This window comes from Streptomyces sp. B1I3, from assembly GCF_030816615.1.
Lineage (GTDB): Bacteria > Actinomycetota > Actinomycetes > Streptomycetales > Streptomycetaceae > Streptomyces.
The window spans coordinates 1136670-1149410 of sequence record NZ_JAUSYD010000001.1; the positions used below are offsets into that span (position 1 = coordinate 1136670).

Below are 12741 nucleotides of genomic sequence, written 5' to 3' on the forward strand. Positions count from 1 at the left end.
GACAGCGCCGCCGAGCCTGACACCCATAACGTCGTCAAAATCGTTGACAATATTGTTTCCCTGGATTTAGGTTCAACAAGCACTCACCAGGGAGGGCGCGATGGGGAACGATCCCCGCCCAGGCATCGGGGAGCGGGCCGGACAGCACGTGCTCGTGCGGCTCGGGCAGGGCATCCTGCGCGGCGACATGGCGCCGGCTCGACGACTGGTGGAGAAGGCCGCCGAAGTGGCGGTCCGGGCCCGTCTGCGCGGTGTGATCGACGCACTGCGCGACGACGGGCACATGGGGGCGGGCGCACGCCCGCCCGTCGAGAGGATTCCCGCCGATGAGGGAGATGGCATGAGCGGCGCGACCGTCACCGAGCCGCCGAAGGCGAAAGCGAAGGGTGTCGCGGCGCCCGCCGGCTGCCGCGTGGTCTCCGGCCACGGGTCCACGCGGCGCACCGGCCCCCGCGAGCCCTTCGTCCGTCCCGGCGCCACGGGCCGGGCGCGCGAGGAGCACACCCGCGACGGGGCCGAGTCGTGACCGGCCCCCTCGACGGGGTGCGTTGCATGCTCATGCGCGGCGGCACCTCCAAGGGCGGTTACTTCCTCGCCGAGGACCTGCCCGCGGACTCCGCCGTCCGTGACGGGCTGCTGCTCCGCGTCATGGGCAGCCCCGATCCGCGGCAGATCGACGGCCTGGGCGGTGGGCACCCGCTGACCAGCAAGGTCGCGGTCGTCTCCCCGTCCGGCCACCCGGATGCCGATGTCGACTACCTCTTCCTGCAAGTGGGCGTGGACACAGCAGAAGTGGCGAGCCGTCAGAACTGCGGCAACATACTCGCCGGGGTCGGCCCCTTCGCGGTCGAGCGGGGCCTGGTCCCGGCCGGTGACGGCGAGACCTCGGTACGGATCCGGATGGTGAACAGCGGGGACTTCGCCACCGCGACCTTCCCGACGCCGGACGGTCGCGTCTCGCACACGGGACCGGCGGAGATATCCGGGGTGCCGGGTGCGGCCGCCCCCGTGGTGATCGAGTTCCTGCCCGGCAACAGCCCTCTGCTCCCCAGCGGCCGCGCCCGTGACACCGCGGCCGGGGTGGAGGTGACCTGCGTGGACAACGGCATGCCGACCGTGCTGGTCGCCGCGTCCGCCCTCGGGGTCACCGGTGACGAGGACCCGAAGGAACTGGAGGCGGACCGGGCCCTGGCCGAACGTGTCCGGGAGATCCGCCTCGTGGCCGGCGAACTGATGGGCCTGGGAGACGTCTCGGACACCACGGTGCCGAAGGTGAGCCTGCTGGCCCCTCCCCGGCACGGCGGGTCCGTGGCGACGCGCACGTTCATCCCGGTGCGCTGCCACACGTCCATCGGCGTGCTGGGCGCCGCCGGCGTCGCCGCCGGTCTGCGCATCGTGGGCGGCGTCGGCGAGGAGGTCGCACGGCTGCCCGCCCACGGGGACCGGCTGCGCATCGAGCATCCCACCGGGTTCCTCGACATCGAGTCGAGCATCGATCCGGGCACGGCGGGCGGCCTCCCGACGGCGCGCCGCACCGCCGTCGTACGCACGGCCCGAAAGATCTTCGACGGCACCGTCTTCCCACGCCCCAACTGACTCCTAACCCCTGTCCCCGCACCCGCACCCGCACTTCAAGGAATCGCAGATGACCCCGCCCCTCGGCGACATCGCCCACCTCGGCCACGTAGAACTGCTGACCCCGGACCTGGACGCCAGTGTCCGCTTCTTCACCGACTACCTCGGACTGACCGAGAACGGCCGCTCCGGTGACTCCGTGTACCTGCGGACCTGGGACGACTACGAGCACCACAGCCTGAAGCTCACCGCCCACACCACACCGGGCATCCGCCGTACGGCTCTGCGCACCTCCGGCGAGGAAGCGCTCCGCCGCCGGGTCGAGGCACTCGAGAAGGCCGGCCGCCCGGGCCGCTGGGTCGAGGACGAACCGGGCATCGGCCCGCTGTACGTCACCACCGACCCCGACGGCCACGAACTCGCGCTGTACTGGGAGACCGAGTGGTACGAGGCCCCCGAGGAACTGCGGCCCGGCCTCAAGAACCAGCCGCAGGCGAAGCCCGGCCACGGGGTGGGCGTGCGCCGCCTTGACCACGTCAACTTCCTGGGCGCCGACGTGGCGGCCGACGGCGACTTCCTCCGTGAGGTCCTCGGCGCCCGCCCCACGGAGCAGATCCGGCTCGACAGCGGCAGGATCGCCGCACAGTGGCTGACGTTCACCGACAAGTCCTACGACATCGTCTACACCGAGGACTGGACGGGCTCCAGCGGCAGGCTGCACCACATCGCCTTCGCCGCCGACACGCGCGAGGACATCCTGCGCGCGGCCGACCTCGCCCTCGACACAGGCGTGTTCATCGAGACCGGTCCGCACAAGCACGCCATCCAGCAGACGTTCTTCCTCTACGTCTACGAGCCGGGCGGCAACCGCATCGAGTTGTGCAACCCGCTCACCCGCCTCGTGCTCGCTCCCGACTGGCCCCTGATCACCTGGACCGAGGCGGAACGCGCCAAGGGCCAGGCATGGGGTCTGCAGACCATCGAGTCGTTCCACACCCACGGGACACCGCCCGTCGCCTGACGTCCCGCACTGCTCCTCCGGCCCCGGTCCGGCCCTGCGCCGAACCGGGGCCAAATTGTTTCTTAGATTGTCAACAAAAACGTTGACATGCTGTTCGGGTGTTTCTACCGTCAAGGCCACCATCGCGAGCATCCGTCTCGCCTCGTGTCGGGCCGGCGGATCGAGCCGCGCCGACCACCCGCCCTTCTTCGCACCGATCTCCAGGGACCCTCCTCCCGGACGAGAGGAAACAACGATGTCCTCCTCGCTCGCCCCGGCCGCCCGCGGCAGCAGAATGGCCATGCTGGTCATCGCTCTGTGCTGGCTCGTCGTGCTCTTCGACGGCCTCGACATGTTCATCTACGGCTCCGTGCTGCCCCACATGCTGGAGGAGCACGCTCTCGGCCTCGAGCCGGGCACGGCCGGTGACCTCGGCAGCTATGCCACCTTCGGCATGCTGATCGGCGCCCTGTCCTCGGGCACGCTCACCGACCTCATCGGGCGCAAGAAGATGATCATGGCCTGCACCGCGTTGTTCTCGCTGGCTTCGGCCCTCTGCGCGGCGGCCCCCACGGTCGCGGTCTTCGGGCTCGGCCGGACCCTCGCCGGGCTCGGCCTCGGAGGCCTGCTGCCCACCGCGATCACCATGGTCTCCGACTACGCCCCGCGCGGCCGCGGCGCCTTCGTCATCGGCGCGCTGATGACCGCCCACCACGCCGGTGGCATCCTCTCCGCCTACGTGGCCCTGTGGATCGTGGAGCCCCTCGGCTGGCGTGCGGCCTTCTGGGTCTGCGTGATACCGCTGGTCATCGCGGTTCCGCTGGTCGCCCGGCTCATGCCGGAGTCACTGAGCTTCCTGATCGCGAAGGGTCGGACCGCCGAGGCGCGCGAGCTCGCCGACCGCTACGCCGTCGAACTCCCCGCCCCCGCGAAGAACCGCCCCGCGGCAGGCGAGCGCTGGAGCGCCCTCGCCCAGCTCTTCCGGGGCGGCGAGTGGATCCAGACCGCGATGTTCTGGCTGGCCTCCTTCGGCGGCCTGCTGCTCGTGTACGGCGTCGCGACCTGGCTCCCCACCATGATGCGCGGCCAGGGGTACGAGCTCGGCTCCTCCCTGCACTTCGTCGTCGTCTTCAACCTCGGCGGCATCGTGGGCATGCTCGTCGCCGGCCGTTGCGCCGACCGCTTCGGCGCGCCACGCATCTCGGCGATCTGGTTCCTCCTGACCGCCGTCGGCGTCTACCTGCTGAGCGTCCACATGCCGCTCGCACTGACCTTCACGGTGATCTTCTTCACCGGTCTGTTCCTCAACAGCGCCCAGACGATGATCTACGCGACGGTGGCCGGCTACTCCACCTCCGGGAACCGCGCCACGGCCGTGGGCTGGACCTCCGGCATGGGCCGCTTCGGCGCCGTGTTCGGTCCCTGGCTCGGCGGTCAGCTGCTCGCCGGCGGAGCGGCTGACTGGGGCTTCACCGCGTTCGCCCTCTCCGCACTGTTCTCCACGGTCTTCATCACCCTGGCCGGCCTGCGCATGTCCCGCCGGACCCCGGGTCCGGCCACCGTGCCCCCTCTGACCGCCACCGGCTGACCGGCCCCGTCCCGCCGACCCGCGTGGACTGCTCCAGCGCCCCCTCCCGCCCGGTGGGCACCGCCGTGGCCGGTCCCCTGGAGCAGTCGGCGCTGGTGCCACCGCGCGTGCCGGGCACACACGGACGACGCGAACAGAACGGGTCCACCCGCCTCTCGCGCGAACAGGGCGTGGCCTGCCGGCAGGACCCGCGAGCAGGGCGGGCCCGCCGGCAGGACCCGCTCACTCCTCCTCCCCGCCGCCGAGGTGCGCCGGACGGTGCTGGGGCTCCACCAGCCTCGTGCGGGAGGTCGTCCCCAACTTGCGCATGGCCCTGGCGACGTGCTGTTCCACCGTGCGGTGCGACAGGTGCAGCGTCGCCGCGATCTCCCGGTTGGTCAGGCCGCCGGCCGCCAGTTCGCCGACCTCGCGCTCCCTCGGGGAGAGCTCGTCCGCGTACGACGGACGCCCCCGCGGACGCCGCTTCTCGTAGGGCTGGTGCGCACGCAACTCCGCCCGCACACGTGCGGCGTCCCAGGTCGCCCCGCGATCCGCGAACTCACGCTCGCAGGTGGCCAGATCGGACAGCGCCTGCGCCTTGGCGTCCTCGTCCCCGGCCGCCAGCGCGCAGCGGGCGGCGGCCTCGGCGGTGATCGTGCGGCTGTACGGGCGACGCATGTGCCCGAAGGCCTCCGCGGCCCGGCGGTAACGCGGAACCGCCTCCGTCAGCGCCCCCTCGGCCTCCGCCAGTGCGGCTCGCGCCCATTCCAGGCAAGCCGATGCCGACGGGGAGTCCCGTCCGACGAGTCCCGCCGCGAACCTGTCCGTCATGCTCCGGGCCGTCGCGGCGTCGCCCGTCCGCGCCAGCGCCTCGACGGCCCACGGGGCCAACTCGGCGGCCCACACCCACACGTTCTTGTTCTCGATGCCCGCCCATGCCTCCCGGGCCTGCCGTGCGGCGGCCGCGAGATCCTGGCGGGCCAGCGCGAGACGGACGAGCCCCGCGGACGCGGCGGTCGCGGTGGGAGCGGCCGTGCGGTCGGTCACCGACGCGTCCACCCCGCCCAGCCACTGTTCGGCCTGCCCCCACTCACCCTGGGCGACGGCGTGCAGTCCGAGCACCAGACGGGCGTCGGCGTTGACCGCGGGCAGGTCGCCGGCCCGCGCGACGAACGCCTCGCACCGGGCGACGAGCCCCGTCCAGTGTCCGGTGTTCCAGTCCAGCAGGAGCCGCGCCCCCAGTCCCGTCTGGCGGACGTAGTCGGAACCGCTCCTGGCCGACAGGTCGAGCCCCTCCGTGAGCAGGTCGGCAGCTCTGTCGTAGTGACCCAGCCACACAGCGGCGTCCCCGGCGTTGCACACACCCCGGGCCGCGTGCTGGGCCACCAGCCGGTCCGGACTGTCCGTCGGCAGCCCCCGCACCATCTGCCACGCCTCCGGGTCGCCGCAGCACATCGCCATGGCCGCCCCGTTTCCGGCGACGGCCGCGCGTGCGGCCGCGGAGCCGCTGTCGGCCGCGGCCCGTGCGGCCCGCCGCAGCCACGTCTCGTGCACGTCCAACGACGCCCCCAGCCATTGCGGCATGGCCAGAGCCGCCATCGCGCGGGCAGCGAGATCGGCCCGCTCCTCGCGCAACTCCTCGGCCGCGCGTTCCAGTTCCGCCCACCCGCTGGCGCTCCGGCCCACCTGGTTGCACAGGAGCAGCCCGAGGTCCAGGCGCAGTTCCCCGCGGACGGCGACCGGCAGGCTCGTGTCCTCCATCAGCTGTGACAGCACCTTCACCGTCTGGTCCGAACGCAGTCCCACCACCGCGTTACGAGCCAGTACGGGAGCCAGCCGGCCACGGTCCGCCTGCGGGACGACGTCGGAGGCCAACGCCCCCTCCAGCAGCGTGACGGCCTCGGGGTGGCGCCCGGCGTCAGCCGCCTGCCGCGCGGCCCGTTCGACGGCGCGCAGCCACCCGCGGACGTCCCCGGCGGCCTTCCGGTGCCTGGCGGTGGCCGCCCAGGGTACGGGCTGCCGCCGTGCGAGCACCTGCGCCGCCCTGCCGTGCAACTCCTGCCGCACCGACCACGGAACCACCTCCAGCACCGCAGGAGCAGCCAGCGGAACGAAAGGAACATACCGCCCCTCTTCGTCCCTCGTCAGCGCCGCACCGGTCAGAGCGGCGGTCAGCGCCGCCCTGCCCGCGCTCCCGGTCAGCCCGGCCACCGCCGTCAACTCGGGGCCGAACACCGGCTCGTCGAGCAACGCCGCGGCCCACACCACGGCCGCAGACCCGTCCCCGAGAGCGGCTGTACGGCTCAGAGCGAGCTCGGCCAGCCGGACCGGAACCCCGACGGCGTCCACGTCGGCGGCTGTGCACCGCTGTGGCCTGCTGTCGCGCAGCGCGGTGAGGACGTCGACGACGACCTGTGCCACACCGCCCGAACGCTCGTGGAGCCTGTCCACCGCCTCGGGTGTCGTCCCACCGCCGAGGGCCTCCGTCGCGGCCTGCAGGACCTGTTCCCGCGTCCAGGGCGCGACCCTGTGCCGCAGTACCACCAGCTCTCCCGGGTACCGGACGGGTGGGGCGCCCAGGGGGAGGCCGGGGACTGCCAACTCCTCGGACCGGTACGCCAGGACGGCGGCCAGTCCCGGCCTCGGCTGCTCCAGCAGCCCCCGCAACCAGGCCACCTCCTGCCCGCCCGCGAGGTGCACGTCATCGACCAGGAGCAGCACGGACCGGCCGGCCGGCACCTCGGGCACCGGCGCGCCGCCTCCGCACGTCCACGTCACCCGGGCCACCGGCGGTTCGGCGGACTCGGCGAGCGCGCGCAGCAGCCGGCTCCTGCCGGAACCGGCCGTCCCCTCGACCAGGACCAGCGCCGGGCGAGCGCCTTCGCAGGTCAGCGTCCGCCGCAGCCGGGGCTCCCACGCCGCTTCACCTACCGTGACCACTTCGCTCCCGTGCTACCGCATGACTCGTGCTCGGCCGGCCACACGCTCCGTCCCCGCCGAGGCGCGACGGTTCTCGTCCGGCGGACCTGCGACGGACAGGAGTATGCCCGCGGACCACACGTGAGCGCACCCGTTACGCGACATGCGGGCGCCCGGCCCGGGACCGCGCCGAGTCATCAGCCGGCCGCGGGGGCCTGGCGCACCTCCGCCGCTTCCGCGAGGAGAGCGACACCGGCGGGTTCGGCGACCCAGCGGACGACGTCCATGTATCCGGCAGCCCGAGGGGCTCCCGGGAGTGCTCCGGGCGGAAGGGTGAGCACGGCCCAGCACCTCTTTCCCGTGGCGGTGCGTTCCGCGCCGTGCGCGTGGGAGTAGGCGTCGACGAGGGTCAGTCCGCGGCCGTCCTCGGCGCAGGTGTCCAGCGGGCCCCTCCGAGCACCGGGGAGCTCGGGCGAGGTGTCGTGCACCTCGAGGATGAGACGGTCACCGTCCAGGTCGAGGCAGACCACCAGCGGCCCCCCGGCGTGACGCACAGCGTTGGTGAGCAGCTCCGAGGCGATCAGGGCGGCTGCCGAGGCCGGCTCGTCGTCGGGCACGAGGCCCCAGGAGCGCAGGGTGTCGCGGACGTGGTCACGGCCTCGGCGGACTGCCGAGGGCGTCGCGGGGAGGGAGAGGAGCGTCCTTTCCGCCCTCGCGATGGGTCTGTCTGTTTGATCGGGCATGACGCGTGTCCGGCCTTCGGCATTCGATGACGGTGGCTGCGGCGCCGCGGCGGGCGGCCCCCCTGCGGGTGACCGGCTTGTCGGCGTCGTTCTGTTCTTGGCTCGACGGCCTCGGCGACCTCGACGCGGTGGGCCGGGTGGGACCGAGCACGGAGGGCCCGCACGTACCGTGAGGTGCTCCGCGGGGCCCAGCCCGTCCGGGGTTTCGACGAGCTGGGTCACACGCAGTGCTTGCTTCGTGCATGTGCACCACCCCCGGCCGACCGACGCACCCGCTTGGGGGTGAGTACGCCCGTTCGGCCGGCAGTGAGGAATCTACGGACCGGGAGCACCGTGCGCCTATACGGAGCCGAGTCGCTACGGATACGTAAAAAATGCGGGGCGGTGCCCACCCGGCCTCATCCGCGCCTCGGCGCGACCAGGAACAGAGGCGGCCCGAAACGGCCAGAGGCCGTGTCGGATTGCTCCGACACGGCCTCTGATCTGCGACTCCTTCGAGTCGGGACGACAGGATTTGAACCTGCGACCCCTTGACCCCCAGTCAAGTGCGCTACCAAGCTGCGCCACGTCCCGATGCGATTCCCCCCGGCGTTCCCGGGTGGCCGCGCAGGACAAACATTACCTCACTCCGAGGGCCGCATCGACGTGCGTACCCGCTGGGCGCGGGTCGCCAGCGCCTCGGCGCCGCACGCGGCGGCGATCTTCTGGGCGCGGGCCAGCTCTCTCGGGGAACGGCTCGCGACCCCGTACTCGAAGCGGGCCGCCGCGTGCTCGTACGCGGACGACGACGCCTCGAGGTGCCGCACCGACTCGGCCAGCAGGTGCGTGGCCTCCTCGGGCGGGGCGAACAGGGCGACGCAGCGCAGGGCTTCACCGATCGCGGTGTCCGTGCCGAAGCGTTCCGCGTGGACGCGGGCGCGGTTGGCCACCTGGGCCGCCCTGACCGGGTCGGTGTCTGCCAGGGCGCGGGCGAGATCGCCCGCCCACGGCGCCCACACACCGTTGAACCGGCCGCGCGGCTCCAGCGCCGCACCGGCCGCCTCGAGTTCGGCGACGGCTTCCTCGGTACGGCCTTCGGCCAGCAGCAGCCGGCCGCGGACGCACGGGGCGTCGGGCAGGACCATGGCGCTGGGATACGGCGGACCGAAGGAGTAGCGGTCGGCGACGAGTCTGGCCTCCGCCGTCCTGCCGCGTGCGATCAGGGTGTCGACGAGCAGGCAGGTGGCGTCCCAGTGGACGGGCAGGCCGCTGCCGACACGGTCGGCGAGGCGCAGTCCCTCGCGCAGGAAGCCCTCCGCCTCGGCGAGACGCCCGCGTCGCCGGTGGACGAGTCCCAGCAGGGTGTGGGCGAACGCGAGGTGCGCCCCGCTCCAGCCGGAGATCTCGAAGGCGCGGACGGCTTCGCCGAAGAGCTCCTCGGCGCGGTCGAGCTGGTCGGTGAACGCGTAGGTGATACCGACCATCGTGGGGAGCTCGAAACCCCATTCGGTGTCGGTCCAGCCCAGCCCGCGTGCGGGCCGGCCGTCCACGAGGGCGCGTTCGCAGAGGTCCACGACGAGTTGGGCGTTCTCCCCGCGGAGCATGGCGTCGAAGGCCCGCAGGGTGAGCAGGGCGCGCTCGGCGTTGTCGCGGCCCTTCAGGTGGTCGGCGTTGCGCGCGAGCCGGGCCGACCGTGCGGGCCCGTCGTCCTCGGTGGCCTGCATCCCCTCCCAGAGGAAGTGCGCCGCCTGGAGCCTCATGAGCCCGGGTCCGGGAGCGGTGCGGGCCGCTTCGGCGGCCAGCGAGAGCGCTGCGTCCTTGAGCTGGTTGTTGTGGGACAGGGCGGCGGCGAGACGGAAGGTCGCGTCGACCCGCAGTGCCTCGTCGAGGCCCGGCGTGTCCAGTGCGGCACGCAGGTGCTGGACCGTGGTGGGCGGTGAGCTGAGCAGTGTGGCGCAGCCGAGTTCGTACAGCAGGGCGGCCCTGTCGTGAGGGCGCGGCGGCTCCTGCAGGGCGCGTTCGAGGCAGCGCCTGGCCGCCTCCGGGGCGCCGACCGCGAGGTGCTGGCCCGCTGCCTCGCGAAGCTGTGCGACCACCTCCTGGTCGTCGTCCGGGTGGACCTCGAGGAGGTGGCGGGAGGCCGCCGCGGCTCCGAGCCCGGCCTCGGTGATGGCCCAGGCGGCCCGCCCGTGGAAGGCGGTGCGGGTGGCCGGCGGGATGGAGCGGTAGACGGCGGAGGCGATCAGTGGGTGCACGAACTCGAGCGGGTCGAATCCGCTGACGATACGGGCGTCGCGCAGCCGCGCCGTGCAGTCGGCGGCCTCCGCCGGGCTCATCCCGGCGAGGTTCGCCGCGAGTTCCTGCGAGATCTCGGTGCCGAGTACGGCCGCGGCCCAGGCGAAGCGGTTGGCGTTGGTGCCCAGCCGTTCGAGGCGGGCGACCAGCCCGCTGCCGCGTGCCGACGCCCCGAGCTCCCGCAGCAGGCCGGCGGACTCCTCGACCGGGGACAGTTCGCGGTCCTGTGCCTTGGCGACCAGTTCGACCGCCTCGTACGGGTTGCCGCCGGTGACGGCCCACACCTCGCGGCAGAACGGGTCGTCGGCGTGGTCCCCGAGGGCGGCCCGGACCAGCTCCGCCGTGGCGTCGGGTGTGAGAGCGCGCAGCGCGACCCGGATCAGGGCCGGGTGGCCCGCGAGGCTCTCGTTCTGCAGGGCGCCGGCGACGGCCCGGTCGGCGTTGCGGTCGGCGAACTCCTGGGGGCGGTGGGCCTGGACGACCAGTAAGGGCAGTTCGGACAGGCGGGCGGTGAAGCCCGCGAGCCAGGCGAGCGATTCGCCGTCCGCCCAGTGTGCGTCGTCCACCATCAGGAGCAGCGGCCGGTGGCTGAGGCGGGAGGCGAGCCGGGAGACGACGTGGTCGAGACCGTCCCTGACGCCCTGGGGGTCGGGTTGCGGTCCACTGGGTTCGGCCAGGCCGAGTGCGGGTGCGGTGATCTCGAACCAGTCGCCGAACAGTGCCCTGGCCTCGTCGGCGGGGAACTGGTCCAGCGCGGGCTGCAGCAGCTGGCGTACGACGTGGAACGGTACGGACGTCACGGTCTCGCCGCCCCGCGCCGACCAGACGGTGCAGCGGTCGGCGGCCATGGCCCGGATCTCGCCGAGCAGGGCGGTCTTTCCGATGCCCGCCTCGCCGCTGAAGACCAGCAGTCCGCCGGTCGCCTGCCCGCCGCAGAGGGCGTCCACCGCCTGTGCGGCGGCGGCGAGTTCCGGTTCGCGCTCGTACAACGGCCGGGACGGCTTCATGCCTCCCCTTCCCAAGGTGGTTGCGGAGACTCCGAGCCTAGTCGTGCGCGGGTGCTCAAGGACAGGGTTCACGTGGTTCCTCGCAGGTGCGAGGCACAATCGGGGGGTGGACGAATCTCGCAGGGACCGCGACGAGGAAGGACGGGCGCGCAACGCGCGCCCCCGGGACGGGCTGGGGCGCCCCCTGCCCTACGGGACCCCGGGGGTGGAGCGCCAGCCCGAGGGTGTGGTGCGCTCCCCCGACGAGACGGTGCGCGAGGCTCAGCGGCTGCTGGACGCGGGCATGCCGTTCCATGCGCACGAGGTGTTCGAGGACGCCTGGAAATCGGGGCCCGACGCGGAGCGGGAGTTGTGGCGGGGGCTCGCGCAGATGGCCGTGGGTCTGACGCACTCCGCCCGGGGCAACACGGCGGGTGGTGCCCGGCTCCTCCGGCGGGGCGCCGCCGCGGTCGAGGCCTTCCGGGAGGCGGAGCCGTACGGGATCGGGGTGGGCCCGCTGATCGCCTGGGCGCGGGAACTGGCAGGACGGGTGGAGGACTTCGGGCAGGGGCCCGGTGACGCGCGCGTGGTGGACGCCGCGGCGGAGGCACCCCGGCTGCTGCCGGGGGGCCACACCGCGTGACACCCGCGGGTGCGATAGGTTTTGCTTTTTCTTGACCGCGTGTCACTTCGCGCGTGCCAGGTGCCATCCTTCGATCCACATGCTCAGGAGACGGACGCCCCGATGACCGACATCATCAACGGCCTCGGCCGTGCCACCGCGTACGGTGCCCTCGGCGTCGTACTGCTCGTTCTCGGCATCTTCCTGATCGACGCCCTGACTCCCGGCAAGCTCGGCCGCCAGATATGGGAGGAGCGCAACCGCAACGCCGCCCTGCTGCTCAGCTCGGCGCTGCTGGGCATCGGCGGCATCGTGTTCACGTCGATCTGGACGACGTACGAGGACTTCGGCAAGGGCCTGGCGTCGACTGCCGCGTTCGGGCTGCTCGGCCTGGTCATGATGGCCGTGGCGTTCCTCGTCGTCGATCTGGTCACGCCGGGGAAGCTCGGCGCGACTCTGGTGGAACGGGAGCCCCACCCGGCGGTCTGGGTGACGGCGAGCTGCAATCTGGCGGTGGCCGCCATCGTGTCGGCTTCGATCGCCTGACCGCGCCCGGCGCGATCCGGTCGAAGGAACCTCACGGTCCGGCGGCCATCGGGGCGTGCAGCTATTACGATCCGGCGTCATGAGCACTTCTGACCAGGACCAGGACCAGCAGCCCCAGGACATAGCGGAGCCGGTGGCGGGGGAACGGAGACTGACGCCCCGTCAGGCACGGCGGCTCCGGATCGTCCTCTCGTCGGTGGGCATGGCCGTGATGGCCGCAGTCCTGGCCCTGCGCATCGCCAGCCGGTCGTCCGTCCTGGTCGTCGGGGTGTACGGGCTGGCTCTCATCCTCTGCGGAGCGGTGATCGAGCTGAGCAGGAACGGCCGGACCCGCCTCGGCAGCTGGTTGCTGGGCATCGGCCTGCTGGCGGCCGTCGGCGCGGACTGGCTGCTCATCCCCTAGCCGAGGGGGCCGGACGGCGGCGTCACGTCGCACCGGTGGGGGCCGACCGACCCGCTCGGTCCTCTCCCGGAATCGGTGGGCGACCGGGCCAGGCCGGCGGCCCGTC

At 72.8% G+C, this 12741-nt stretch carries 10 protein-coding genes and 1 tRNA gene; 7 read left to right on the forward strand and 4 right to left on the reverse strand.

Going from position 1 to position 12741, the window contains the following annotated elements; all coding sequences use genetic code 11:
* Positions 1-100 precede the first annotated feature (100 nt).
* From QFZ58_RS05385 to QFZ58_RS05400, 4 genes are all read left to right on the forward strand, one after another.
* Complete coding sequence (locus QFZ58_RS05385) at positions 101-526, forward strand: hypothetical protein (protein ID WP_307123746.1); 426 nt, start codon at positions 101-103, stop codon at positions 524-526.
* Positions 523-1596: a 4-oxalomesaconate tautomerase gene (locus tag QFZ58_RS05390; protein ID WP_307123747.1), complete on the forward strand. Its 1074-nt coding sequence runs from the start codon at positions 523-525 to the stop codon at positions 1594-1596. Before QFZ58_RS05385 ends, QFZ58_RS05390 begins: the two co-directional genes overlap by 4 nt.
* A 49-nt stretch (positions 1597-1645) precedes the next feature.
* Complete coding sequence (locus QFZ58_RS05395) at positions 1646-2596, forward strand: catechol 2,3-dioxygenase (protein WP_307123748.1); 951 nt, start codon at positions 1646-1648, stop codon at positions 2594-2596.
* Between the two features lie 235 nt (positions 2597-2831).
* Entirely contained in the window at positions 2832-4163 is a 1332-nt protein-coding gene (locus QFZ58_RS05400) for an MFS transporter (RefSeq protein ID WP_307123749.1), read from the forward strand.
* Positions 4164-4385: 222 nt separating this feature from the next.
* On the opposite strand, the gene QFZ58_RS05405 is transcribed toward QFZ58_RS05400, so the two are convergent.
* From QFZ58_RS05405 to QFZ58_RS05420, 4 genes are all read right to left on the reverse strand, one after another.
* On the reverse strand, positions 4386-7082 hold the full coding sequence (locus QFZ58_RS05405) for a helix-turn-helix transcriptional regulator (RefSeq protein ID WP_307123750.1): 2697 nt from the start codon (positions 7080-7082) through the stop codon (positions 4386-4388).
* Between the two features lie 176 nt (positions 7083-7258).
* Positions 7259-7804, reverse strand: a complete 546-nt coding sequence (locus QFZ58_RS05410) for an ATP-binding protein (RefSeq protein ID WP_307123751.1) — start codon at positions 7802-7804, stop codon at positions 7259-7261.
* Between the two features lie 499 nt (positions 7805-8303).
* Positions 8304-8377, reverse strand: a tRNA-Pro gene (locus QFZ58_RS05415).
* Between the two features lie 50 nt (positions 8378-8427).
* Positions 8428-11085 carry an AAA family ATPase gene (locus QFZ58_RS05420; RefSeq protein WP_307123752.1) on the reverse strand — a complete coding sequence of 886 codons (2658 nt, stop codon included), beginning with the start codon at positions 11083-11085 and terminating at the stop codon, positions 8428-8430.
* Positions 11086-11191: 106 nt separating this feature from the next.
* Here QFZ58_RS05420 and QFZ58_RS05425 point away from each other — a divergent pair, with 106 nt between their 5' ends.
* The 3 genes from QFZ58_RS05425 to QFZ58_RS05435 all read left to right on the forward strand — a co-directional run bounded on the left by QFZ58_RS05425 (position 11192) and on the right by QFZ58_RS05435 (position 12635).
* On the forward strand, positions 11192-11707 hold the full coding sequence (locus QFZ58_RS05425; RefSeq protein WP_307123753.1) for a DUF309 domain-containing protein: 516 nt from the start codon (positions 11192-11194) through the stop codon (positions 11705-11707).
* A gap of 102 nt (positions 11708-11809) precedes the next feature.
* Positions 11810-12232 carry a DUF350 domain-containing protein gene (locus QFZ58_RS05430; RefSeq protein WP_307123754.1) on the forward strand — a complete coding sequence of 141 codons (423 nt, stop codon included), beginning with the start codon at positions 11810-11812 and terminating at the stop codon, positions 12230-12232.
* Between the two features lie 79 nt (positions 12233-12311).
* Positions 12312-12635: a hypothetical protein gene (locus QFZ58_RS05435; RefSeq protein WP_307123755.1), complete on the forward strand. Its 324-nt coding sequence runs from the start codon at positions 12312-12314 to the stop codon at positions 12633-12635.
* Positions 12636-12741 lie beyond the last annotated feature (106 nt).